This is a genomic window from Paraburkholderia translucens (assembly GCF_020881035.1).
Taxonomy (GTDB): Bacteria; Pseudomonadota; Gammaproteobacteria; order Burkholderiales; family Burkholderiaceae; genus Paraburkholderia; species Paraburkholderia translucens.
Window position 1 is genome coordinate 398,791 of record NZ_JAJITC010000003.1, and the last position, 23,378, is coordinate 422,168.

Below are 23,378 nucleotides of genomic sequence, written 5' to 3' on the forward strand. Positions count from 1 at the left end.
CTTGCCGCCGGCCTTTCATGCCATACCAGAGCCTATGAGACTGACCGACTACACGGACTACGCGCTGCGCGTGCTGCTGTACCTCGCGGTGCGGGGCGACGGATTATCGACGATTCACGACATTTCGCAAGCCTACGGCATCTCGAAGAACCATCTTATGAAGGTCGTGCAGCAACTCGGCGAGCGTGGCTGGGTCGAAACCGTGCGCGGCCGCAATGGCGGTCTGCGGCTTGGCGCGCAATCGCTCGCGTTGACCGTCGGCGACGTGGTGCGTGCGACGGAAAGCGACTTTGCCCTGGTCGGCTGTCTGCCGGACCGGCAGGGTGTGCAGCGGCCTTGCGTGATCACATCGCAGTGCCGGCTGCGTGGTGCGTTGCAGGCGGCGAGCCTCGCTTTTCTCGCCGAGCTCGATCGCCACACGATAGGCGAGGTCGCGCAGCCGCAAGGTCCGCTGGCGTCATTGCTTGGGCTCGACGCCACGATTGCGGTGCCGCCGTTGCCGATTTCAGCGCCGTCGGGCGGCACGCGGGACGGCACTCCTGCGGCGCTCGGCCAGAAGGACTAGAAGATCCGTCCTGCTCCGAGGGTGAAAACGCGGCCAGCGCCGCACTGGGGAAGGATCGCGGCAGTTCTTGCGCGCAAATGTTAAATAGTTGCGACTGAGGCCAAAAAAGCGCTTGAAACCCCAATAGATCGCCTCATTTTGGTGGTAATCGAAATTGGAGGTCTCTTGATGAGAATCGACAAACTCACCACTAAATTCCAGGAAGCGCTGGCGGACGCCCAAAGTCTGGCGGTTGGCCACGACAACCAGTACATCGAACCGGTCCACCTGCTGGCGGCGCTCGTCGCGCAGCAGGACGGCTCCGCCCGCTCGTTGCTCTCGCGCGCTGGCGTGCATGTGCAACCGCTGCAAACCGCACTGAACGACGCGATCACGCGGCTGCCGCAGGTGCGGGGCACCGACGGCAACGTGCAGATCGGCCGCGACCTGACCGGTTTGCTGAACCAGGCCGACAAGGAAGCGCAGAAGCTCAACGACACGTTCATCGCGAGCGAGATGTTCCTGCTCGCGGTCGCTGATGACAAGGGCGACGCCGGCCGTCTCGCGCGCGAGCACGGGCTGTCGCGCAAGTCGCTCGAAACCGCGATTGCCGCAGTGCGCGGCGGCTCGCAGGTGCATAGTCAGGACGCCGAAAGCCAGCGCGAAGCGCTGAAGAAATACACGATCGATCTGACCGAGCGCGCCCGCGCCGGCAAGCTCGACCCCGTGATCGGCCGTGACGACGAAATCCGCCGCTCCATTCAGATCCTGCAGCGACGCACCAAGAACAATCCGGTGCTGATCGGCGAGCCGGGCGTGGGCAAGACCGCGATCGTCGAAGGACTCGCGCAACGCATCGTCAATGGCGAAGTGCCGGAGACGCTGAAGAACAAGCGCGTGCTGTCGCTCGACATGGCCGCGCTGCTCGCGGGCGCCAAATATCGCGGCGAGTTCGAGGAGCGCCTGAAGGCCGTGCTCAACGACATCGCCAAGGACGAAGGGCAGACCATCGTCTTCATCGACGAAATTCACACGATGGTCGGCGCCGGCAAGGCCGAAGGCGCGATGGATGCGGGCAACATGCTGAAGCCTGCGCTCTCGCGTGGCGAGCTGCACTGCGTCGGCGCGACCACGCTCGACGAATACCGCAAGTACATCGAGAAAGATGCTGCGCTCGAGCGCCGCTTCCAGAAGGTACTGGTGGACGAACCGTCGGTCGAGGCGACCATCGCGATTCTGCGCGGTTTGCAGGAGCGTTACGAGCTGCACCACGGCGTCGACATCACCGACCCGGCGATCGTCGCGGCGGCGGAGCTGTCGCATCGCTACATCACGGACCGCTTCCTGCCGGACAAGGCGATCGATCTGATCGACGAAGCCGCTTCGAAGATCAAGATGGAAATCGACTCGAAGCCGGAGGAGATGGACCGGCTCGACCGTCGTCTGATCCAGTTGAAGATCGAACGCGAAGCGGTGAAGAAGGAGAAGGACGAAGCGTCGCAGAAGCGCCTGCAACTGATCGAAGAGGAAATCGAGCGGCTCAACCGCGAATATTCCGACCTCGAGGAAATCTGGACCGCGGAAAAGGCGGCGGTGCAGGGTAGCGCTCAGTTGAAGGAAGAGATCGAGAAGACGCGCGCGGAAATCACGCGTCTGCAGCGCGAGGGCAAGCTCGAGAAGGTGGCCGAATTGCAGTACGGCAAGCTGCCGGGCCTCGAAGCGCAACTGAAGGAGGTCACGCGCGCCGAAGCCGAGGAGCAGAACAGCCCGAAGCGTCCGCGTCTCTTGCGCACGCAGGTCGGCGCGGAAGAAATCGCCGAGGTCGTGTCGCGTGCCACCGGTATTCCGGTGTCGCGGATGATGCAGGGCGAGCGCGAAAAGCTGCTGCAGATCGAGTCGAAGTTGCATGAGCGCGTGGTCGGGCAAGACGAGGCGATCAACGCGGTGGCCGATGCGATCCGGCGCTCGCGCGCGGGTCTGTCGGACCCGAACCGTCCGTACGGCTCGTTCCTGTTTCTGGGGCCGACCGGCGTCGGCAAGACCGAGCTGTGCAAGGCGTTGGCGTCGTTCCTGTTCGACTCGGAAGATCATCTGATCCGCATCGACATGAGCGAGTTCATGGAGAAGCACAGCGTCGCGCGCCTGATCGGCGCTCCGCCGGGATACGTCGGCTACGAAGAAGGCGGTTATCTGACCGAGGCCGTGCGCCGCAAGCCATATAGCGTGATTCTGCTCGACGAAATCGAGAAGGCGCATCCGGACGTGTTCAACGTGCTGCTGCAGGTGCTCGACGACGGCCGCATGACCGATGGCCAGGGCCGCACCGTCGACTTCAAGAACACGGTGATCGTGATGACGTCGAACCTCGGTTCGCAGGTGATCCAGGCGATGGTCGGCGAGTCGCAGGAAGCGGTGAAGGACGCGGTGTGGGAAGAGGTGAAGCTGCACTTCAGGCCCGAGTTCCTGAACCGGATCGACGACGTCGTCGTGTTCCATGCGCTCGATCGCTCGAACATCCAGTCGATCGCGCGGATCCAGTTGCAGCGTCTGCATGAGCGGCTCGCGAAGCTCGACATGCAGCTGGTGGTGTCGGATGCGGCGCTCGAGCACATCGGCAAGGTCGGCTACGACCCGCTGTTCGGTGCGCGGCCGCTCAAGCGCGCGATTCAGCAGGAGGTCGAGAACCCGATCGCCAAGCTGATCCTGGCCGGCAAGTTCGGTCCGAAGGATGTGATTCCGGTCGAAGTCGACAACGGCGAACTCGTGTTCGAACGCGTCGTGCACTGAGCGCGCAGCTTGGGTGACGCGACGGGGCGGCAATCGTGCCGTTCCCGCCGGCGTTAAATAACCGGCAGCGAAGGTCACTTCGTTGCCGGTTTTCTTTTGCCGGCCGATTTCGGGCGGGATATTGCGGTCGAGCGGCGGCTTACGCAGCCGCCGGCGAATGACCCACAGCGTCCTTAAGCGTTGCCCTTGTTGCCGAGCAGCGACGACAGGCCGCCGAGCGCACCGAGCACCGTCGTCGCGTTCAGCTTGCCCTCGGCCGGCACTTCGCCGTCCGGCGTGGCCGCGTTGACGACGTGCGGCAGGATCTGCGACAGCAGACCCGTCACCTGATCCGGCTGGACGCCGGCTTTTGCGGCGAGGTCGCTCACCGCTTGCGAGCCGAGCACGCTATGCAGCGCTTCGGGCGCGATCGGCTGATTTTCTCCATTGCCGACCCACGACGACACGACGTCGCCGAGGCCCTTTTCCTGGAAGCGCTGGATCAGGCCGTTCAGGCCGCCGGGCTGGTTGTTGACGAATTCGAGCGCGGCTGAGATCAGCGCTTGCTGGCCGCCGCCTTCTGGCGATTTGCCAAACAGGGAACCGATGGTGTCGAGTAGGCTCATGACGGACTCTCTTGAATGCCGGCGCGTGCATGACGGCCGGGTGGGTGACGACGACGCGCGGTTGCGCGGCGCGGTGAAACGCAAGGGCTACCGCCCCGTCGGCATCATGCGCCGGACGCGGCGGAATCCGCCTTGCTCTTCTTCGCTTTCTTTTTCGAAGCTTGGGTGCCGGATGCCTGCGCCGGTGCGCTCGCTGCCACGGTGGCCGGAGCGGCAGCGGCTGCCGCGTCGGACGCAGCGGTCTTGCCCTTCTTCTTCGACTTCGACATCTTCTCGGCCGAGGCGGGGGTGGCCGCGGCCGGTGCGGTCGTCGCAGCCGGCGCGGCGGTGGTCGCCGCAGTCGCCGGCGCCATCTTCGTGCCCGCCGGGCTGCCCGGCTTCGTCGACGCCTTCGCGCCGGTCGGCGGCGCCGCCGAGCCGTTGACCGTCAGCCCAGCCGCTTCGAGGTTCGCGACCGATTTCTGGCCGAGGCCCTTGACGCGCGCCGCGAGATCGTCGGCATTCTTGAACGGACCGTTTTTGGCGCGTTCGTCGAGGATCGCTTTCGCATGCGCGGGGCCGATGCCCTTGACCGATTCGAGCGCGGCCTGATCGGCGGTATTCACTTCGACGGCCGCGGCAAATCCGGCCGATAGCGCCAAAACCACAGCGACGCAAAGCATGAAAAGCTTCTTCAGCATGGCAAGCACTCCATTGAGGACAAAAAAATTTGCCAGGAACGGACGGCGCATTCTGTCGGCGGGCGCTGCGTTTAAGCATAGAACAAATCGCAAGCCCGATTTGAGTTAGCGGACGATTTATACCGTCGATTGATGACAGGTAAATCAGGCTGGACAACAATTAAGGCTTTTGCCGGCGGGGCTAATGCCGGTTAGCTTATCGTTTGATAATCGTCCGGCATAAATCGTCTGCGATTAAAACAGGGCGCGCGGACAAATGACAGCGTCCGACGCTTGACTTAGAGTGCACTCGAAGTCCTAACCTGAGTTCGTCATGTCGAAACACTCAACCACGCTCACCATCGGTGAGGTCGCCGAAACGATCGGCGTGTCCACGCACACGCTGCGCTACTACGAACAGGCCGGCCTGATCAGGCCGGTCGGGCGCACGCAAGCGGGGCACCGGCTCTACTCGCGGGCCGATCTCGACTGGTTACGCTTCGTGATGCGTCTGAAGGCAACGGGCATGTCGATCTCCGGCATGCAGCAGATCGCCGCGCTGCGCGCGCAGGGCCATCCGACGATGCGCGAGCGGCGCGACCTGCTGGTTGCGCATCGCGCCGCGCTGCTCGCGCGGATCGCCGATCTGCAGAGCAACCTCGGCGCGATCGAGGGCAAGATCGCCTACTATGAGGCGGCCACGAGCGGCGCGGTTGAGCCCGATCCGGCAGGGCAGGACGACGAAATCTCGTCGCCCTCACACGTCAATGAGGACTCGCAATGGACTACGCACACAACGACCGCTACGCGCGCGGATGGGACAAACTCAGGGAAATCGACGGTTCGGCGGGTGAGCAGGTAATCGCCGCCCTCGCGCCAGTCGCGCCGGAATTCGGGCGCCTGCTGATCGAATTCGGCTTCGGCGACATCTACAGCCGGCCGCAGCTCGATCTGCGCACGCGCGAAATCGCGACGATCGCGTCGCTAGCCACGCTCGGCTGCGCGCAGCCGCAGCTGAGGGTGCACATCGAGGCGGCCCTGAACGTCGGCTGCACGCGCGAGCAGATCGTCGAGGTGTTCATGCAGATGGCACTTTATGCGGGCTTTCCGGCGGCGCTCAATGCGCTGTTCACAGCGCGGGAGATTTTCGAGCGCAAGGATCGGGAGCAGGAGACCGCGTGTGCACCGTGAGAGCGTCGAGTTGCGCTCGGAGAGGAAGGCGGATGCATGGCTGCTCGTGTCTTGCGCGGACTCAGACGCAACTAACTGTCTGCTTGGCTCTATCCAGAAATCGCGTTCCGACAAAGCAAACCGTCTACGAGCCCCCGTCCGCGCGCAAGTGCCGCTGGCTCACGATCCGCCAGTACACCAGCAGACCGACCCCGGCGATTGCGAGACTCGCGGTATTCGCGACCCAGAAGCCGCGCGCTCCGGTCAGCCAGGCCGGCGTGAGACCGGTCGTATCGAAGCCGAGCGCATAGCCGCCACCGAGTCCGACGCCCCATAGCGCCACCGCATAGATGACGGTCGGCACGACGGCGACCTTGTAGGCGCGCAGCACGAACGCGGTCGAGATCTGCAACGCGTCGAACAGGTGATAGCAGGCGACGATCAGCACCAGCGGCAACGCCTTCGCCGCGACCTGCGCGTCCGTCGTGTAGCCGTCGACGATATACGGCCGCAGGACGAGCACGAGCGCGCCATAGCAGCAGGCGATCGCCACTGCCATGACGATGCCATGACGCGACAGCATGCGCGCCGCCTGCGGCCGATGCGCGCCGAGCTCCTGCGCGACCAGCGTCGACGACGCGACGCCGATCGACAGCGGCGTCATATAGAGCACCGCGCCGATGTTGCCGGCGATCTGATGCCCGGCGAGCGTCGTCGTGCCGAAACGGGCGATGAAAAGCGCCATGAAGGTGTACGACGTGACTTCGATCAGATACGACAGCCCCATCGGAATACCAAGCCGCAGTTGCGCGGCCTGGCGCTTCCAGACCGGCCAGCAGAAGTGCGTGAAGATGCCGAGCGCCTTGAAATCGTCGACGCGTGCGAGCAGCAGCATGCCGAGCGCCGCGAGCCCCCAGTTGAGCAGCGTGCTCGCGAGCGCACAGCCCGGACCGCCCAAGGCCGGCACGCTGAGTCCGCCGAAAATGAACCAGGTGTTGAGCGGAATTTTCAGCAGCAGCGCGGCGACCTGCAGAAACATCACGAGCCGCGGCTTGCCGAGCGCATTGGCGACCGAACCGTAGATCCGGAAGGCGAGGCCGGCCGGCAGACCGAACGCGAGAATCCGCAGGTACGCAAGCGTGCGCTCGTGCAGCGCGTCGGGCACGCGCGACAACGCGAGCAGCGGCCCAGGAAAGAACAGGATCAGAAAGCCGATCACGGTGAGCACGGCGGCGAGCCACCATGACTGGCGCACCTCCTCGCCGATCTCGCCATAGCGGCGTGCGCCGTATAGTTGCGCGGCGATCGGTTGCAGTGCGGTCAGGATGCCGGTCAGGCCGATATAGACCGAGACGTAGATCGACGAGCCGAGGCCGAGCGCAGCCAGATCGACGGCCGAGTAGCGCCCGACCATCGCCGTATCGATCACCCCGAACGCGATGATGGCCAACTGGCCGATCAATACGGGCCACGCGAGCGCGGCGATTTTCCGTACGTCGGCGATCATGGTCACTTGAGTTTCTTGCGCCAGTTGCGGTGATTGCCGGGCGGCGGCTTGGGACGGTCGATGCGCACGTACAGGCGGAAGCGCTCGTCGCGATCGGCGGCGCGGCGGCCTTCCCACACGAGTCTCCAGGTGTAGTCGGGCATCGCGCTCGGGGCGCCGTAGTCCTGCGAGTCCTGACGCAGTATCACGTCGCAGTCCTGGTCGAACGAGAAATGCATGTCGCCGAAATACGCGAACGTCGCAATCTGCGCATTGCCGAGGCGCACCGGCGAGATGCACGTGTAGTCATCGGGCAGGTGATTGGCGATCTGCTGCGCGACGTCGCGATAGGTCCGGCTGTAATTGACGACCGGCAGCCATAGAGTCATCAGCAGCACCCACATCAGCGTGGTACCGGCGCTCGACAGCACGACGCTGCGCCACAGTACCTTGGGATGACGCGCGAGGCGCCAGCGCACCAGCAGGAACCAGCACACGGTCACCGCAACCGCGCAGACGAACGACAGAATCTTGAACTGCGGCACGAAGCCAGGCGCGAGCCGCGCAAGGTTGCGCGCGAGCGGATGCGGAAAGCCGGTCAGACCCGCCACATACACGAGCCACACGAAGCTGCCGAGGATCGTGAAGCTCAGCAGCGCGAACCAGTCGATCGCGTTGATCGCGCCGCGCTTGAGCGTCGGCAGCGCGAAAGCGGCGAGCACCGCGAGCGGCGGCAGCAGCAGCATGTAGAGTCGGTTCGACTGATGGCTCTGCAGCACGACGAGCACGAACAGCGGCCCGATCACCGACAGCGGAATCGCCACGTGCGGCGCGCGGCGCAGCCCCTGCCAGCTGAACCATGACCACAGCGCGAGCGGCCAGGCGGGCCACGTGAAGAGCGGCAGGTTTTTCAGCGCATAAGCGGCGACCGAGCCCGGCGGGCCCGCGAACGAACTCAGGCTCACGCGCAGCCATTGGTTCAAATACCAGACGGCGTCGTCGGGGAAGGCGGCGAGCGCGATGATTGGCCAGGACACCGCGAGCACGAGCGCGACAGGCAGGCCCGCGAGCAGCAGCCAGCGTGAGCGCGTTTCGCGCACGATCAGCGTCATCGCGAGCGTGCCGACGAGCAGCGCGGCGACCAGCACCGGGCTGCTCGCAAGCGTGACGAGGCCGATCGCGAGACCCCAGATCAGCGCGCCCTGGATCGGCTTGTCGATCATGCGCACGAGGCCGTAGACGAGCATCGCGATGCAGACGAACTGTGCGAGTTGCGGCGTGGTTTCGTGGCCGCGCTCGGCGAGGCCGAAGCACGCGAGCAGGATCAGCAGCGCGCCATCGGCGAGCGTGCGGCCGTAGTCGCGCGGTTCCGGCTCGCCGCCGAACGCATATTTGAACGGCTGGACCTCGGCGCGCCGGCCGAGCAGATAGGCCGCGTACCAGACGAACGCGCAGCCCGCGCAGAACAGCAGACCTGTGAACACGCGTGACGCGTTGCTCGCGTCGACCCACGGCGCGAGTAGGCGGATCGCGCTCGCGCCGAGCCAATAGCCGAGCGGGCCGTCCTCGGTCAGATACTTGCCGACGAGGTTCGGCAACAGCCAGTCGTGCGCGCTGCCGTTCGCCATCGTCCACATGACACCGAAACCGGCTGCGTCCTCGTTCTTCCATGGATCGCGGCCAAAGAGTCCGAACGATGCGTAGACGAAACAGATGGTCAGCAGCAGCCAGCGCGGCAAGGCACTGGTCGCGGAGGCAGTGAGGCGAACGACAGGTCTCATGCGGTGTGTGGTGTCAGATAAGCGATGCAGCCGGGGCGCGTCGGCGGGTCAGGGTGGCAGGGCCCGTCTCGAGCATCCGGCATTGTAGTCGTGCCGTGCGATGCACGTCAGGCCGGTCACGACCGGCAATGTGGATGGACAAGCTGTAACACGGTGCCGTGCAAGCGCGGCAGTGCATCAGGCGCAAGCGACAAAAAAGGGCAGCTCGCGCTGCCCTTTCTGTTTGCTCCGTGGCCGGCCTGACGCTGGCACCGTTGCGCTATTACTTCGCCGCCTTGCCCGAAGCGCGTGCGCCGAACTTCTTGTTGAACTTCTCGACGCGGCCGGCCGTGTCCATGATCTTTTGCTGGCCGGTGTAGAACGGGTGCGATTCCGACGAGACTTCGATCTTCGCGAGCGGATAGGTCTTGCCGTTGAATTCTGCGGTTTCGCGAGTCTGGATGGTCGAGCGCGTCACGAACTTGAAGTCGTTCGACATATCGACGAACAGGACTTCGCGGTAATCCGGGTGAATGCCTTCTTTCATGGTCTTTCCTTTAATCTGGCGGTAGCCAACCCGCGTGCAGCCTTGAATGGGGGCTGCCTTCAGGCGCGAGCCACTTGCCTACGGTCGAAAAACGGCGATTATGCCAGAAAATCAGTCGCTTGGCGATTTTTCTGCCAGCGGATTCTGTTGAGGCGCCAGCGGGATGCCGTCCCCGGCCGCTCAAGCCGGCGCGAACGTCAATCCCACGCGCGCCGGGTCCTGCCGGTAGTAGCGCGCGAGCAGCCGGTACAGTTCCGGATACTCCGCCTCGAACGCGTGCGGCTTGACGAACAGCGCCTCGCTGCACACCGCGAAAAATTCCGACGGGTGGTCCGCCGCATACGGATCGATCAGCGATTCCCGCTCGAAACGCGCCCAGCGACGCTCGGGCACCGCATCGACTTTCGCGCAGAAGTGATCGTATGCGTGGTCGAATACGTCGGCCCATGCCTGTGCATCGAGCGGCGCGTGCCAGCGGCGCACCAGCGGCGGGTGGCCGTCCGCTTCGCCGTTCAGCATATCGATCTTGTGCGCGAACTCGTGAATCACGACGTTGTACGCGTCGCTGCCGTCGGTCATCTGCGCGTCTTCCCACGACAGTACGACCGGGCCGCCTTCCCACGCCTCGCCGCTCGCGTCGTGTTCGATCTCGTGGACAACGCCGTCTTCGTCCTCGACGGTCTTGCGGATCACGAATTCGCCGGGATAGATGATCACGCCGACCCAGCCGCGATACAGATCGAGGCTCAGGTTCAGCACCGGCAGGCACGCCTGGGCGGCGATGGCGACCGTCATCGCGTCGGTCAACTCGAGCTCGTGCGCGGTCGAGAACTCCTTGCGCGCGATGAAGAGACTGGTCAGCTCGCGCAGCCGCGCGAGATCGGGCGCTTCCAGATGGGTCAGAAATGGCAAGCCGGCGAGCGTCGCCTGCCACAACGAATCGTCGATCGCGTAGTCGCGCAGCGCTCGCTCGCGGCGGCGCGTGCCCAGCCAGTTCGTGAGTTTCGCCAGCATGCTTGAGCCCATCTCTAGTCGATCCGATTTTGCCATGCCGCGAACAGGCCGCCGCATATCGCGACGCCGATCAGAAAATAGAAGCCGTCGAGCGACGCGAGGAAACTGGCCTGCTGCGCGACCGTCCGGCTGATCGACGCCATCGCGAGCGCGTGCGCCTCGTTCGCCGCATGACCGGCGGCGAAGCCGCGGGTCAGCGTCGCGAGGGTATTCTGGAACAGAGGATTGTACGGATTCGCGGACTCCGCGAGACGACTTTCGTGTAGCGCCAGCCGATGCTGCTCGACGATGATCACCGAGGCGGTCGCGAAGGAGACCGTCAATTGGCGGATGATGTTTTTCAACCGGTAGCCGTGCGTGAACTCCTCGATCGCGAAGATGCGAAATGTCAGGTTCGCGACCGGCAGTACGATGAACAGCAACAGCAGGCCGCGCAACAGCAGCGGCACGACGAGCGCCGCCTCGCCGACGTCCGGCGACATGCGCGTCATCCATGCTGCGGCGAACGCGGCGATCGCAAAGCCCGGCACGATGATCCACTTCTTGCGCGGCAGCAGCTTCGCGTAATGCAGATAGACGAACAGCGCGCTCGCCGAAATCAGCGACGTGACGCCGACGAGCCGCCCGGTGTTCTCGACCGGATAGCCGAGTCCGCCTTCGAGAAAGCGCGAGATCAGGTAGCTGAACACGGTCGTCATGTAGTAATAGAACATGTACAGCACCATGCCGACCTGAAAGACCTTTTCGCGCAACGCATGCAGGCGCACGAGCGGCGAGGGGTGATGCCATTGGTGATACGCGAACCAGCCGAGCGCGGCGCAGCCGGCCACCGTCAGCAGGATCAGTCCCGGCGACGCGCTGAACAGCTGAAAGCGCACCTGCTGCATCACGATCTGCAGCGCGCCCTGCGCGAACGCGAAGACCAGATACGGCCAGAAATGCGCGGAGCCGCGTGCTTCGGGTAGGCGGTTGCCGGCATCGGGCAGCGCGAGCAGCGCGAGCACGGCGAACAGCACGCCGGCCGGCACCGTGCATGCGAACAACGCGCGCCAGTCGAAATGCGCGACCAGCTGTCCGCCGACGAGCGGCGCAAGGGCGCTCCCGAGCAAGATCAGCAGCAGAAACGCGCGTGTGGCCGCTGGCCGCTGCTGCGGGGTGAAACTCATCTGGATCAGGATCCGGCAGGCGCCCATCATCGGGCCGATGAAGTAGCCCTGAAAGCCGCGCGCAAACGCGAGTTGGATAGACGATTCGCTGAGCGCCGCGGCTGCCGCGCCCGCTGAATAGAGCAGCATGCAGCCGGCCACGTAGCGCCGGTAGCCGAAGCGCTCGACCCACCATTCCTGCTGCAGGATGCCGAGCACCGCAGCGACCGCATAGGCGCTCGATGCCCACACGAGCTGATCCGGCGATGCATTGACGCCACCCGCGATATAGCTGGCGAAAAACGAGAAGATGGCGTTGTCGAAATAGTCCAGCCCGGTGACGACCGCGAGCACCCATGGGAAAAAGTCGCCGCGCAGCTTGTCAACGCTGAGCCACGCAGTGTGGGACGAGGTATTGCTCACGACGATCTGGCCGGTTTTCCGGTGCGGGACTTGCCAGTGCGTCGGCTGGGCGCAACGCTGGTTTTTTCAGCCGCGCCGGCCGCTTTGGCTCGCGCCTGACGACGCTGTTCGAGCAGTTGATCGGCGTTTTCGCCGGCGAGTCGCCGCTCCAGATAGTCGAGGTCGGGGGCCAGTTCGGCGCGCAGTGTCTGTGCTTCCTTCAGTTCGCGGCGCACCGCCTCGATGCGGGCGTCAAGCGTTTCGAGCTGCTGGGCGATCGCGTCGCGAATCTGTTGCAACGATTCGGTTGAAAAACGATGGCCGCCTTCGACCGGTTCGAGCGGCCGCTTCAGCATTTCGGTGATGCTGTGCAGCGAGAAGCCGAGTGAGCGCAAACGCAGGATGCGCGCGAAACGCTTCAGGTCATCTTCGTCGTAAAGACGGTAGCGGCCTTCGCTGCGCGTCGGTGACACGAGGCCGCGCTCCTCGTAGTACTTCAGCGTGCGCGGCGTCACGCCGAGACGTTCGGCGGCGTCGCGCACGGTCAATAGCGTGGGGGAGTCCTTCGACATGACGGTGACGCGCAAGGATGAGGGCGTCGGCATTATACTGCAACGTGTACGTGCACGTATGTGTTAGAGCGCATTGGGCGGGCGCACGACGGACGAAAAAAAACCGCTCGCGAATTGCGAGCGGTTTTTCATGCGGTGCGGTGGCCGGCTAATGCGGGCAGCACAAGCGTGACGCGTTAGCTGCCGCCGCCACGACGCATCATGTCGAAGAACTCGGAGTTGCTCTTGGTCTGGCGGATCTTGTCGAGCAGGAATTCCATCGACTCGACTTCGTCCATGTCGTGAATGAACTTGCGCAGCACCCAGATTTTCTGCAGCACTTCGGGTTTGATCAGCAGTTCTTCGCGGCGGGTGCCCGACTTGTTCAGGTTGATCGACGGGTAGACGCGCTTCTCGGCGAGACGGCGCTCGAGGTGCACTTCCATGTTGCCGGTGCCCTTGAACTCTTCGTAGATCACGTCGTCCATGCGGCTGCCGGTTTCGATCAGCGCCGTGCCGATGATGGTGAGCGACCCGCCTTCCTCGATGTTGCGCGCCGCGCCGAAGAAGCGCTTCGGACGCTGCAGCGCGTTGGCGTCGACACCGCCGGTCAGTACTTTGCCCGAGGCCGGCACGACGGTGTTGTAGGCGCGCGCGAGACGCGTGATCGAGTCGAGCAGAATCACGACGTCGTTCTTCATTTCGACGAGGCGCTTGGCCTTCTCGATCACCATTTCGGCGACTTGCACGTGACGCGCGGCGGGTTCGTCGAACGTGGAGGCGATCACTTCGCCGGCCACCGAGCGCTGCATTTCCGTCACTTCTTCCGGGCGCTCGTCGATCAGCAGCACGAACAGCACGACGTCGGGATGGTTCTGCTTGATCGCGTGCGCGATGTGCTGAAGCATCACGGTCTTGCCCGACTTCGGCGAGGCGACGAGCAGGCCGCGCTGGCCCTTGCCGATCGGCGCGATCATGTCGATGATGCGGCCGGTCACGTTCTCTTCGCCGCGCATTTCACGTTCGAGCAGCAGCACCTTGTTCGGGTGCAGCGGCGTCAGGTTTTCGAACATGATCTTGTGCTTCGAGGCCTCCGGCGGCTGGCCGTTGACCTTGTCCACCTTCACCAGCGCGAAATAGCGCTCGCCGTCTTTCGGCGTACGCACTTCGCCTTCGATCGTGTCGCCCGTATGCAGGTTGAAGCGGCGGATTTGCGACGGGCTGATGTAGATGTCATCCGTGCTGGCGAGGTAGGAGGTTTCCGGCGAACGCAGGAAGCCGAAACCGTCCGGCAGCACTTCGAGGGTGCCGTCGCCGAAGATCGTGTCGCCCGCTTTGGCTCGTTTTTTTAGAATGGCGAACATCAATTCCTGCTTGCGCAGGCGGTTCGCGCTTTCGATCTCGAGGCCGTTGGCCATCTCGATCAATTGGGACACGTGCAGAGTCTTAAGCTCGGATAAATGCATACGGAGAACCCGCAGGAGAAGGTGCGACGAAATGAAATCTGGGAGGAGGGTGAGCGGAACCGCTCAAAGACTTACACGTCTTTTCGACGTTTTGTGGATTCTAGCATAGCACACGCCAATTTCCGCCGGTGCGGCGGCGTGGCATCTTTGTCGTGGAGCGTGTTGCCGGTTGACAACACGCCCAATCCGAAGCGCTTACGGCACGCGATGAATCCGCGAGCGCCGCGGCGTTGATTTTACAGATTGCCGTCGAGGAACGCGGTGAGCTGCGACTTCGACAGAGCGCCGACCTTCTGAGCGGCGACGGCGCCGTTCTTGAAGAGGATCAGCGTGGGGATGCCGCGCACGCCGAACTTGACCGGCGTGGACTGATGCTCGTCGACGTTGATCTTCGCGACTTGCAGGCGGTCCGCGTAATCCTTGGCGACTTCGTCGAGGATCGGCGCGATCATCTTGCACGGACCGCACCATTCGGCCCAGAAATCGAGCAGCACGGGTTTATCGGATTTCACGACGTCCTGTTCGAACGATGCGTCGCTGATATGCTTGATTTGTTCGCTCATTTATGAATACCTCTGTCGGTTCGAGGCCCGCCTGAATTTGCTCGCCACGATACGTCAAAAACCGGGAAAATTTCCGTTCGCTTTCCGCATCCGGCGCCTTGCCGCGTATGCCCGTGAAATTCCGAAAAGCCGCCTGAAAAAACCAGGATCTTCACGGAATACGCGGAAAGAGTCGCGTTTGCGGGTCTTTCAACTGGCAGTGTAGCTTAATTCGCTATGCGTTGCCGATGGCGATAGTACTCGTTAGGGCAGTGGGGCTAATGGGCCGCAGCCGAAGCGTCAGCCTGTTTCTGCGGCCGATGGACACCGCGTTGCAACGTAAATGGTGGCGTGCGCGGCGAACGCAAGTGCGGTGCGAGGGGACGCCGTCGCGGTTGCCGCAGAGGCGCCGGGCAGCGTGCATAAGATCTGCATAAGGCAGGCGCAGACGGCGCGAATCCGTGCGATCCGGTGCGTCGTTCGCGTTTTGCTAGTATCGACAGTCGCACAATGCGCGCGGCAATGATAGAATCTTTCGTGACGGGCCTCCTCGCATGGAGGGATGGTCAACCTGGTCAGGTCGGGAACGAAGCAGCCACAGCCGTTTTCCACCAGTGCCGAGGGTCGGGCTCGTCACCTTCCTTTGCTTTTTCTTCGCGGCCGTGCTCACGGATTCTCCGCAATCATTTCCAGCTTCCGTATCGATCGTTCGTGGTGTTCGAATGGCGCGTCATCGCGCGTTCGAGCGTCGTCCCGAATCGGTTTTGCGTGGCATTGTTGCTGATACAATTTCCGGATGACCTATCAAGTTCTCGCACGCAAATGGCGGCCGAAGGATTTCGCTTCGCTCGTCGGACAGGAGCACGTGGTGCGCGCGCTCACCCATGCGCTCGACGGCGGCCGTCTGCATCACGCCTATTTGTTTACAGGTACGCGCGGCGTCGGCAAGACCACGCTGTCGCGGATCTTCGCGAAGGCGCTCAATTGCGAGACCGGCGTGACGTCGACGCCGTGCGGCGTGTGCCGTGCGTGTCGCGAGATCGATGAAGGGCGCTTTGTCGATTACGTCGAGATGGACGCGGCGAGTAATCGCGGCGTCGACGAAATGGCCGCGCTCCTCGAGCGCGCGGTGTATGCGCCCGTCGATGCGCGCTTCAAGGTCTACATGATCGACGAAGTGCACATGCTCACGAACCACGCGTTCAACGCGATGCTGAAGACGCTCGAAGAGCCGCCGCCGCACGTCAAGTTCATCCTCGCGACCACCGACCCGCAGAAGATTCCGGTCACCGTGCTGTCGCGCTGTCTGCAGTTCAATCTGAAGCAGATGCCGGCCGGACATATCGTGTCGCATCTCGAACGCATTCTCGGCGAAGAGAACGTGCCGCACGAGGCGCAGGCACTGCGCCTGCTCGCGCGCGCAGCCGACGGATCGATGCGCGACGCGCTGTCGCTGACCGATCAGGCGATCGCCTATTCGGCGAACGAGGTCAGCGAAGACGCGGTGCGGGGCATGCTCGGCGCACTCGACCAGAGTTATCTGATCCGCTTGCTCGACGCGCTCGCGCAGGGCGACGGCGCGGCGGTGCTCGCGGTCGCCGACGAAATGGCATTGCGCAGTCTGTCGTTCTCGACGGCGCTGCAGGATCTGGCGAGTCTGCTGCATCGGATCGCGTGGGCGCAGTTCGCGCCGTCGTCGGTGCTCGACGAATGGCCCGAGGCGGCCGATCTGCGCCGCTTTGCCGAGACACTGAGCGCCGAGCAGGTGCAACTGTTCTATCAGATCGCGACGATCGGCCGAAGCGAGCTTGGTCTCGCGCCCGACGAATACGCGGGCTTCACGATGACGCTGCTGCGCATGCTCGCGTTCGAGCCGGCGCCGACGGGCGGCGGTGGAGCGGCGGGAGCCGCTGGCACGCAAACAGGCGCGGCCGGGGCCGGTGCGAAGCGCTCTGGTACACCGACAGTCGCCGCGCTGCGCGCGCTGGCGCCTTCTTCCGCCACTGCGATGTCCACCGCCGCACCGGCTCGCGGACGACAGGCCGACGTTTCCGGCGCTGACCAGAACGAGGCGATGACACCGTCCGCGCCGGTTGCCATGCCGATCGCGAGGCCCGCTGCCGCTGGTCAAGACAGAGCAGCGGTGCAAACAGCGGTGCAAACACTTGTTGCCGAAACCGCACGCGCGACAGACGCGTCGCCTGCCGCAGCCGCACAGCCGCTGGCTCCGTGGGAAGACTCTCCCACGAACGAGGGCGTCGCCATGGCCCGCTCGATCGAGCCGGTCTCGAATGAAGGTTCCGACGCCGAACCTGTGTCCACCCAGCCTGCGCCTGCCGCGCTCCAGGGGATGGAGCAAGTCCCGCAACCCGCCGTGGCGGACGCCGCGCCGCGCCGCGCGGGTGGTGCAAGCGCCGCGCTCGACGTGCTACGCAACGCCGGCATGAAAGTATCGTCCGATCGCGGCCGCTCAAGCACGGTCGCGGCCGCGAAACCCGCCGCGCCGAAACCGCCCGCGCCGAAGCCCGCCGCCGCGCCAGGCGTGGTGGTGCCGGCGCCGACGCCCGCCGCGCCGCGCCGCGCGCCGCAGCACACCGCGGCGCAGGCTGCGCCGACCCGCAACGCAAACAGCGGCGCGAGCGGCAATGTGCAACAGAACGGCCCGTCGATTCCACCGTGGGACGACATGCCGCCCGACGAGTACATGCCGCTGTCGGCCGCGGAAGACGCGTACTTCATTGCGCCGGACGAGAACTTCGTACCAGTGTTCGACAGCGGCCCCGACGACGTCCGCATGGATGGCCCGGCCGCGCAGGCCGCCGCGCCCGCGCCGGTCGTCGATACGCGCCCGCTGCCGCCCGCCGTGCCGCTCGATCCGCTCGGTTTCAACGGCGACTGGCCGGCGCTGGCCGTCGATCTGCCGCTGAAGGGCATCTCGTACCAGCTGGCATTCAACAGCGAACTGATGGCGCTCGAAGGCGGCCTGCTGAAGCTGAACGTGCCGGTGCCGCAATACGCGGAAGCCTCGCAGGTCGCTAAACTGAAGGCAGCGCTCATCGAGCGGCTCGGCCGGAACGTCGACGTAGAGGTCGAAGTCGGCCCGGCGCGCCGCACTGCCGCCGCGCGCGACGCCGCACTGCGCGCTCAGCGCCAGCAGGAAGCCGAGCGCGAAATCAGCGCCGATCCGTTCGTGCAGTCGTTGATTCGTGAGTTCGGCGCGAGCATCGTGCCGGGCTCGATCCGCCCGATTACCCCGGACGCTGCACCGAACGGTGCGGCGCCGTCCCCCTGATCCATCGTTCGCGGCGTCGGCGCAGCGCGACGCCGGAATGCCAGATTCCACGCTATCAAGAAGGAGCACGTCCATGATGAAAGGCCAACTCGCCGGGCTGATGAAGCAAGCCCAGCAGATGCAGGAAAACATGAAGAAGATGCAGGAGCAACTCGCTCAGATCGAAGTCGAGGGGCAGTCGGGTGCCGGTCTCGTCAAGGTGACGATGACCTGCAAGAACGACGTGCGCCGCGTGTCGATCGATCCGAGCCTGCTCGCCGACGACAAGGACATGCTCGAAGACCTCGTCGCCGCTGCGTTCAACGACGCCGTGCGCAAGGCCGAGGCAACCGCACAGGAAAAGATGGGCGGCATGACCGCCGGACTGCCGTTGCCGCCGGGCTTCAAGCTGCCGTTCTGAGGCTTCGCAGCCGTATAGCGGGCTAAAGGAGGCTAAAGGGGGCAAGCGCCGCCCGGTCCGAGCACCGCCGTTCCCCCAACTTGCCCACCGGGTACCACCCACGTCGACGCCGATCCGCATGAAACAACCTTCCGCCCTGTCGGCGCTCGTCGAAGCGCTGCGCGCGCTGCCCGGTGTCGGGCCGAAGTCCGCGCAGCGCATGGCGTATCACCTGATGCAGCACGATCGCGAAGGCGCCGAAAAGCTCGGCCGCTCGCTGCTGTTCGCGACCGAACATCTGCGTCACTGCGAAAAGTGCAACACGTTTACCGAAGCGCAGATCTGCGAGGTCTGCCTCGATGAGGAGCGCGATCCGTCACTGCTGTGCGTCGTCGAAACGCCGGCCGACCAGATCATGCTCGAACAGACGATGACCTATCGCGGCCTCTATTTCGTGCTGATGGGGCGGCTCAGTCCGCTCGACGGCATCGGTCCGAAGGAGATCCATTTCGACCGGCTCGTCAAGCGCGCCTCGGACGGCGTCGTCAAGGAGGTCGTGCTGGCCACCAATTTCACCAACGAGGGCGAGGCCACCGCGCATTACCTTGGGCAGACGCTGAAGGCGCGCGGGCTCGCCGTGACGCGTCTCGCGCGTGGTGTGCCGGTGGGCGGCGAACTCGAATATGTCGATGCGGGTACGATCGCGCGCGCGATGCTCGACCGTCGGTCGATGTAGTCGCGCGGCGTTCACTGCCCGCCGTAATAGCCTTCCCGGCACATTTCGCTGCGAGTGGCAGGGACCGCGCGCATCGCGATGCAAAACAAAGGAGACTCATGAGCGCGACCCCCGAACCAGGCGCGAGCGCCGCACCGCAAGATGCACGCGGTCCGCTCGCTGGCGTCAAGGTGCTGGAGCTCGGCACGCTGATCGCCGGGCCGTTTGCCGCGCGCTTTCTCGGCGAATTCGGCGCCGACGTGATCAAGATCGAAGACCCCAAAGGCGGCGACCCGCTGCGCAAGTGGCGCAAGCTGTATCCGGAAGTCGGCGGTACGTCGCTGTGGTGGGCCGTGCAGGCGCGCAACAAGAAGTCCGTCACGATCAACCTCAAAGCCGACGAGGGCAAGGAGATCGTGCGGCGCCTCGCGAAAGAAGCCGATATCGTCGTCGAGAATTTCCGGCCCGGTCTGCTCGAAAAGCTCGGCCTCGGTTACGACGTGCTGTCCGCCGGGAACCCCGGCCTCGTGATGGTGCGTCTGTCCGGCTACGGCCAGACCGGTCCGTATCGCGACCGTCCGGGCTTCGGCGCGATCGCCGAGTCGATGGGCGGCCTGCGCCATATCACCGGTTATCCGGATCTGCCGCCGCCGCGCATCGGCATCTCGATCGGCGATTCGATCGCCGCGCTGCACGGCGTGATCGGCGCGCTGATGGCGCTGCATCACAAGCAGGTGAACGGCGGCAAGGGGCAGGTCGTCGATGTCGCTTTGTACGAGGCCGTCTTCAACATGATGGAAAGCGTGGTGCCCGAATACGGGGTCTACGGCATGGTGCGCGAGCGCACCGGCGCGTCGCTGCCGGGTATCGTGCCGTCGAATACGTATCCGTGCCGCGACGGCAGCATCGTGATCGGCGGCAATAGCGATCCGATCTTCAGGCGTCTGATGATCGCGATCGGGCGCGACGATCTCGCGAACGATCCGGCGCTTGCGCATAACGACGGCCGTGTGCCGCGCACGCAGGAAATCGACGCCGCGATCGCCGCATGGCTGTCCACGCGCACGATCGACGAAGCGCTCGCGGTGCTGAACGCGGCCGACGTGCCGGTGGGCCGCATCTACAGCGTCGCCGATATGTTCACCGATCCGCAGTTCATCGCGCGGCAGATGATCCAGCGGTTCAAGTGGCAGGACGGCAAGGAAATCACGCTGCCCGCGGTCACGCCGAAGCTGTCGGCGACCCCCGGCGAGACCCGCTGGCTGGGTCCAGAACTGGGTGAACATACCGATGAAGTCCTGCAATCGCTAGGTTATGATGCTGACGCCATCGCAAGGTTGCGGGCTCAACAGATCGTCTGACGCGCGCAGGGCAATACGTCGAGCAAGGCACGTAACAGAGCCGGACCACAAAAATCTGGAGACAGCATTCCATGCAACGCAGAAACTTCCTCGCCGCCGGTGCGGCGCTCGCGGGTGCGTCACTCGCGGCCACACCGTTTGCTTTCGCGCAGGGCAAACCCGAGACCACCAAGGTCGCGATCGCGGTCGGCGGCAAGAACCTGTTCTACTACCTGCCGCTGACGATCGCCGAGCGCCGCAACTACTTCAAGGACGAAGGACTCGAAGTCGACATCTCGGACTTCGCGGGCGGCTCGCAGGCGCTGAAAGCGGCAGTCGGCGGGAGCGCGGACGTGGTCTCCGGCGCGTTCGAACACACGCTGCTGTTGCAGGCGCAAAAGCAGATGTTCCGCGAATTCGTGCTGCAGGGCCGCGCGCCGCAAATCGTGCTCGCGGTGTCGAAGAAGACGATGCCGAACTTCAGGTCGATCGCTGATCTGAAGGGCAAAAAGATCGGCGTCACCGCGCCGGGTTCGTCGACCTCGATCATGGCGAGCTTCGTGCTCGCGAAGGCGGGGCTCGGTCCGAAAGACGTCGCGTTCATCGGCGTGGGCGCGGGTGCCGGCGCAATCGCCGCGCTGCAGTCCGGACAGATCGACGCGATCGCGAACCTCGATCCGGTCGTCACGCGCCTCGAACGCGCGGGCGACGTGCGCGTCGTCTCGGACACGCGCACGCTCGCCGATACGCACACCGTGTTCGGCGGCGACATGCCGGCGGGCTGCCTGTACGCATCGCAGTCCTTCATCACGAAGAACCCGAACACCACGCAGGCGCTGACCAATGCGATGGTGCGCGCGCTCAAGTGGCTGCAGAACGCGAGCGGCAGCGAACTGATCAACACGGTGCCGGAGAGCTATCTGCTCGGCGACCGCGCGCTCTATCTCGACGCGTGGCAGCACGTGCGCGAAGCGATGTCGCCCGATGGCCTGATGCCCGCCGACGGTCCCGCAACTTCGTTGAAGACGCTCAAGGCGTTCGATCCGATGATCCAGAACGCGCAGATCGATCTGTCGAAGACGTGGACCAACGACTTCGTGAAAAAGGCGCTGACGACCGTCAAGGCGTAAACGAAGCGGCGCGCGCGAGTATCGAACCGGACGTGCAGAGAGCGACTCGTCGCGTCCACGTCCGCTGCCGCCAGCGTCGCTGGCGGTGCCGCGCCGATTCCCTGCAAACCCGATCCCCGAAGCGAGCCGAACGATGACCGTTGCAGCCCTGGCGCTCGAAAACATCACCTGCACTTTCGCTGCGCGCGACAACAGCGCGCAGCGCTATACCGCAGTCAAGGACACGACGCTGCGGATCGAGCCGGGCGAGTTCGTGTCGGTGGTCGGACCGACCGGCTGCGGCAAGTCCACGCTGCTGAACATCGGTGCCGGACTGTTGCAACCGTCGGAGGGCGCGGTCAGCGTATTCGGCGAAAAGCTCAGTGGCCTGAATCGCCGCGCGGGCTACATGTTCCAGGCCGATGCGCTGATGCCGTGGCGCTCGGCGCTCGACAACGTGATGGCCGGCCTGTCGTTTCAGGGCGTGCCGGCGGCCGATGCGCGCGCGAAGGCCGAAGAGTGGTTGAAGCGCGTCGGTCTTGGCGGCTTCGGCGACCGCTATCCGCATCAACTGTCGGGCGGCATGCGCAAGCGCGTCGCGATGGCGCAGACGCTGATACTCGACCCCGACATCATCCTGATGGACGAGCCGTTTTCCGCGCTGGATATTCAGACGCGCCAGTTGATGGAAAACGAGCTACTCGATCTATGGGCCGCAAAGCGCAAGGCGGTGCTCTTCATCACGCACGACCTCGACGAAGCGATCGCCATGTCGGACCGGGTGGTGGTGCTATCGGCCGGGCCCGCCACGCATCCGATCGGCGAGTTCCGGATCGATCTGCCGCGGCCGCGCGATGTCGCCGAAATCCGCTCGCATCCGCGTTTCGTCGAATTGCATGCGCAGATCTGGGGTGTGCTGCGCGATGAAGTGCTCAAGGGTTATCAGCAGCAACTGACCGCTGTTTAAGTGTGCCGCGCATCCCCGCATGCGCATTAAACAAGAAGACGCGTTCAACAATCGTCCAAGGCAAACCAAGTCATGTGGAAGACGTTGCGCCCTAGCCGGGCGAATCTGGTGATCTGGCAGTGGCTGCTGCTCGTGCTGTGCTTCGTGCTGTGGTACGTGCTGACGAGTCCGACGCTGTTGCCGCCGTTCTATTTCGACGATCCGAACAAGGCGGCGTTCTTCTTCGGCGAGCCGCAGAAAGTGCTGCAGCGGATCTGGGAGTGGTTCACGGGCGGTGAAATCTATCTGCATCTGTGGATCACGCTCGTCGAGACCGTGCTCGCGTTCGTGGTCGGGACCGCGATCGGGCTCGGCGTCGGCCTCTGGCTCGCGCTCGCGCCGACTGCGAGCGCGCTGTTCGATCCGTACGTGAAGGCCGCGAACTCGATGCCGCGCGTGATTCTCGCGCCGATCTTCGGGGTGTGGTTTGGACTCGGCATCTGGTCGAAGGTCGCGCTGGGGATCACGCTGGTGTTCTTCATCGTGTTCTTCAACGTCTATCAGGGCGTGAAGGAAGTGAGTCCGGTCGTGCTCGCGAACGCACGCATGCTCGGCGCGAACCGCAAGCAGCTGCTGCGCTTCGTCTATCTGCCGAGCGCGATGAGCTGGGTATTTTCGAGCCTGCATACGTCGGTCGGGCTCGCGTTCGTCGGTTCAGTGGTGGGCGAGTATCTCGGCTCGGCGCGCGGTGTCGGCTATCTGATCCTGCAGGCCGAAGGCACCTTCGATGTCAACACCGTATTCGCGGGGATTCTGGTGTTGACCGCGTTCGCACTGATCCTCGATGCGATCGTCGGGATGGCGGAACGGCGTTTGATGAAGTGGCAGCCTCGCACGGGGGATGCGGAGAAGCTGTGAG

Annotated in this window: 21 protein-coding genes and 1 other RNA gene; 12 read left to right on the forward strand and 10 right to left on the reverse strand. The window is 64.4% G+C overall.

Annotation, left to right across the window (positions count from 1 at the left end; genetic code table 11):
- The first annotated feature begins 34 nt into the window (after positions 1-34).
- Positions 35-565, forward strand: coding sequence for an Rrf2 family transcriptional regulator (locus tag LJ655_RS07390; RefSeq protein WP_230560595.1), 531 nt, complete (start codon positions 35-37; stop codon positions 563-565).
- A gap of 168 nt (positions 566-733) precedes the next feature.
- Positions 734-3,331: an ATP-dependent chaperone ClpB gene (gene clpB / locus LJ655_RS07395; RefSeq protein ID WP_230560596.1), complete on the forward strand. Its 2,598-nt coding sequence runs from the start codon at positions 734-736 to the stop codon at positions 3,329-3,331.
- 173 nt (positions 3,332-3,504) lie between these two features.
- Here the strand turns inward: clpB and LJ655_RS07400 are convergent, their stop codons facing one another.
- Complete coding sequence (locus LJ655_RS07400) at positions 3,505-4,020, reverse strand: YidB family protein (RefSeq protein WP_425605779.1); 516 nt, start codon at positions 4,018-4,020, stop codon at positions 3,505-3,507.
- A gap of 20 nt (positions 4,021-4,040) precedes the next feature.
- Positions 4,041-4,616: a ComEA family DNA-binding protein gene (locus LJ655_RS07405; RefSeq protein WP_230560598.1), complete on the reverse strand. Its 576-nt coding sequence runs from the start codon at positions 4,614-4,616 to the stop codon at positions 4,041-4,043.
- A gap of 313 nt (positions 4,617-4,929) precedes the next feature.
- Between LJ655_RS07405 and LJ655_RS07410 the strand changes: the two genes are divergently transcribed.
- Together LJ655_RS07410 and LJ655_RS07415 are read left to right on the forward strand one after the other, a co-directional pair.
- Complete coding sequence (locus LJ655_RS07410; protein WP_230560599.1) at positions 4,930-5,457, forward strand: MerR family transcriptional regulator; 528 nt, start codon at positions 4,930-4,932, stop codon at positions 5,455-5,457.
- Positions 5,376-5,786 (forward strand): carboxymuconolactone decarboxylase family protein, encoded by a 411-nt coding sequence (locus LJ655_RS07415; protein ID WP_230560600.1) that lies wholly within the window; start codon positions 5,376-5,378, stop codon positions 5,784-5,786. The genes LJ655_RS07410 and LJ655_RS07415 overlap by 82 nt, the downstream gene beginning before the upstream one ends.
- 124 nt (positions 5,787-5,910) lie before the next feature.
- On the opposite strand, the gene LJ655_RS07420 is transcribed toward LJ655_RS07415, so the two are convergent.
- The 8 genes from LJ655_RS07420 to trxA all read right to left on the reverse strand — a co-directional run bounded on the left by LJ655_RS07420 (position 5,911) and on the right by trxA (position 14,699).
- Positions 5,911-7,272 carry an MATE family efflux transporter gene (locus LJ655_RS07420; protein WP_230560691.1) on the reverse strand — a complete coding sequence of 454 codons (1,362 nt, stop codon included), beginning with the start codon at positions 7,270-7,272 and terminating at the stop codon, positions 5,911-5,913.
- Positions 7,273-7,274: 2 nt separating this feature from the next.
- Positions 7,275-9,032, reverse strand: a complete 1,758-nt coding sequence (locus LJ655_RS07425; RefSeq protein WP_230560601.1) for an ArnT family glycosyltransferase — start codon at positions 9,030-9,032, stop codon at positions 7,275-7,277.
- A gap of 262 nt (positions 9,033-9,294) precedes the next feature.
- Positions 9,295-9,558 carry a type B 50S ribosomal protein L31 gene (locus tag LJ655_RS07430; protein ID WP_054927010.1) on the reverse strand — a complete coding sequence of 88 codons (264 nt, stop codon included), beginning with the start codon at positions 9,556-9,558 and terminating at the stop codon, positions 9,295-9,297.
- 180 nt (positions 9,559-9,738) lie between these two features.
- Positions 9,739-10,572: a M90 family metallopeptidase gene (locus tag LJ655_RS07435; RefSeq protein WP_230560602.1), complete on the reverse strand. Its 834-nt coding sequence runs from the start codon at positions 10,570-10,572 to the stop codon at positions 9,739-9,741.
- 14 nt (positions 10,573-10,586) lie between these two features.
- Complete coding sequence (locus LJ655_RS07440) at positions 10,587-12,140, reverse strand: MFS transporter (protein WP_230560603.1); 1,554 nt, start codon at positions 12,138-12,140, stop codon at positions 10,587-10,589.
- Positions 12,137-12,691, reverse strand: a complete 555-nt coding sequence (locus tag LJ655_RS07445; protein ID WP_230560604.1) for a MerR family transcriptional regulator — start codon at positions 12,689-12,691, stop codon at positions 12,137-12,139. Before LJ655_RS07445 ends, LJ655_RS07440 begins: the two co-directional genes overlap by 4 nt.
- A 176-nt stretch (positions 12,692-12,867) precedes the next feature.
- The gene (rho, locus tag LJ655_RS07450; RefSeq protein WP_008921615.1) at positions 12,868-14,136 is read right to left on the reverse strand and encodes a transcription termination factor Rho; all 1,269 of its coding nucleotides are present in this window, start codon (positions 14,134-14,136) and stop codon (positions 12,868-12,870) included.
- 236 nt (positions 14,137-14,372) lie between these two features.
- Positions 14,373-14,699, reverse strand: a complete 327-nt coding sequence (gene trxA, locus LJ655_RS07455; protein WP_013089343.1) for a thioredoxin TrxA — start codon at positions 14,697-14,699, stop codon at positions 14,373-14,375.
- Between the two features lie 518 nt (positions 14,700-15,217).
- Here trxA and ffs point away from each other — a divergent pair.
- The 8 genes from ffs to LJ655_RS07495 all read left to right on the forward strand — a co-directional run bounded on the left by ffs (position 15,218) and on the right by LJ655_RS07495 (position 23,377).
- Positions 15,218-15,316, forward strand: an RNA gene (ffs, locus tag LJ655_RS07460) — signal recognition particle sRNA small type.
- A 158-nt stretch (positions 15,317-15,474) separates the two neighbouring features.
- Entirely contained in the window at positions 15,475-17,970 is a 2,496-nt protein-coding gene (locus LJ655_RS07465; protein ID WP_230560605.1) for a DNA polymerase III subunit gamma/tau, read from the forward strand.
- 73 nt (positions 17,971-18,043) lie between these two features.
- Complete coding sequence (locus tag LJ655_RS07470) at positions 18,044-18,370, forward strand: YbaB/EbfC family nucleoid-associated protein (protein WP_008923976.1); 327 nt, start codon at positions 18,044-18,046, stop codon at positions 18,368-18,370.
- Between the two features lie 118 nt (positions 18,371-18,488).
- A complete protein-coding gene (gene recR, locus LJ655_RS07475) occupies positions 18,489-19,085 on the forward strand; it encodes a recombination mediator RecR (RefSeq protein ID WP_018418135.1) in 597 nt (198 codons plus the stop codon).
- Positions 19,086-19,183: 98 nt separating this feature from the next.
- Complete coding sequence (locus LJ655_RS07480) at positions 19,184-20,425, forward strand: CaiB/BaiF CoA transferase family protein (protein ID WP_230560606.1); 1,242 nt, start codon at positions 19,184-19,186, stop codon at positions 20,423-20,425.
- Positions 20,426-20,496: 71 nt separating this feature from the next.
- Positions 20,497-21,534, forward strand: coding sequence for an ABC transporter substrate-binding protein (locus tag LJ655_RS07485; protein ID WP_230560607.1), 1,038 nt, complete (start codon positions 20,497-20,499; stop codon positions 21,532-21,534).
- A gap of 133 nt (positions 21,535-21,667) precedes the next feature.
- Complete coding sequence (locus LJ655_RS07490) at positions 21,668-22,480, forward strand: ABC transporter ATP-binding protein (protein ID WP_230560608.1); 813 nt, start codon at positions 21,668-21,670, stop codon at positions 22,478-22,480.
- Positions 22,481-22,552: 72 nt separating this feature from the next.
- On the forward strand, positions 22,553-23,377 hold the full coding sequence (locus LJ655_RS07495) for an ABC transporter permease (RefSeq protein ID WP_230560609.1): 825 nt from the start codon (positions 22,553-22,555) through the stop codon (positions 23,375-23,377).
- Position 23,378: the final 1 nt, after the last annotated feature.

What these genes read in the sequence shown, in the direction of transcription:
- LJ655_RS07495 (WP_230560609.1), top strand. Translation starts at nt 22,553, where the DNA reads ATGTGGAAGACGTTGCGCCCTAGCCGGGCGAATCTGGTGATCTGGCAG.
- recR (WP_018418135.1), top strand. Translation starts at nt 18,489, where the DNA reads ATGAAACAACCTTCCGCCCTGTCGGCGCTCGTCGAAGCGCTGCGCGCG.
- trxA (WP_013089343.1), bottom strand. Translation starts at nt 14,699, where the DNA reads ATGAGCGAACAAATCAAGCATATCAGCGACGCATCGTTCGAACAGGAC.
- LJ655_RS07445 (WP_230560604.1), bottom strand. Translation starts at nt 12,691, where the DNA reads ATGTCGAAGGACTCCCCCACGCTATTGACCGTGCGCGACGCCGCCGAA.
- LJ655_RS07405 (WP_230560598.1), bottom strand. Translation starts at nt 4,616, where the DNA reads ATGCTGAAGAAGCTTTTCATGCTTTGCGTCGCTGTGGTTTTGGCGCTA.
- LJ655_RS07430 (WP_054927010.1), bottom strand. Translation starts at nt 9,558, where the DNA reads ATGAAAGAAGGCATTCACCCGGATTACCGCGAAGTCCTGTTCGTCGAT.
- LJ655_RS07420 (WP_230560691.1), bottom strand. Translation starts at nt 7,272, where the DNA reads ATGATCGCCGACGTACGGAAAATCGCCGCGCTCGCGTGGCCCGTATTG.
- LJ655_RS07470 (WP_008923976.1), top strand. Translation starts at nt 18,044, where the DNA reads ATGATGAAAGGCCAACTCGCCGGGCTGATGAAGCAAGCCCAGCAGATG.
- LJ655_RS07465 (WP_230560605.1), top strand. Translation starts at nt 15,475, where the DNA reads ATGACCTATCAAGTTCTCGCACGCAAATGGCGGCCGAAGGATTTCGCT.
- LJ655_RS07435 (WP_230560602.1), bottom strand. Translation starts at nt 10,572, where the DNA reads ATGCTGGCGAAACTCACGAACTGGCTGGGCACGCGCCGCCGCGAGCGA.
- LJ655_RS07480 (WP_230560606.1), top strand. Translation starts at nt 19,184, where the DNA reads ATGAGCGCGACCCCCGAACCAGGCGCGAGCGCCGCACCGCAAGATGCA.
- LJ655_RS07415 (WP_230560600.1), top strand. Translation starts at nt 5,376, where the DNA reads ATGGACTACGCACACAACGACCGCTACGCGCGCGGATGGGACAAACTC.
- LJ655_RS07410 (WP_230560599.1), top strand. Translation starts at nt 4,930, where the DNA reads ATGTCGAAACACTCAACCACGCTCACCATCGGTGAGGTCGCCGAAACG.
- clpB (WP_230560596.1), top strand. Translation starts at nt 734, where the DNA reads ATGAGAATCGACAAACTCACCACTAAATTCCAGGAAGCGCTGGCGGAC.
- rho (WP_008921615.1), bottom strand. Translation starts at nt 14,136, where the DNA reads ATGCATTTATCCGAGCTTAAGACTCTGCACGTGTCCCAATTGATCGAG.
- LJ655_RS07425 (WP_230560601.1), bottom strand. Translation starts at nt 9,032, where the DNA reads ATGAGACCTGTCGTTCGCCTCACTGCCTCCGCGACCAGTGCCTTGCCG.
- LJ655_RS07490 (WP_230560608.1), top strand. Translation starts at nt 21,668, where the DNA reads ATGACCGTTGCAGCCCTGGCGCTCGAAAACATCACCTGCACTTTCGCT.
- LJ655_RS07390 (WP_230560595.1), top strand. Translation starts at nt 35, where the DNA reads ATGAGACTGACCGACTACACGGACTACGCGCTGCGCGTGCTGCTGTAC.
- LJ655_RS07485 (WP_230560607.1), top strand. Translation starts at nt 20,497, where the DNA reads ATGCAACGCAGAAACTTCCTCGCCGCCGGTGCGGCGCTCGCGGGTGCG.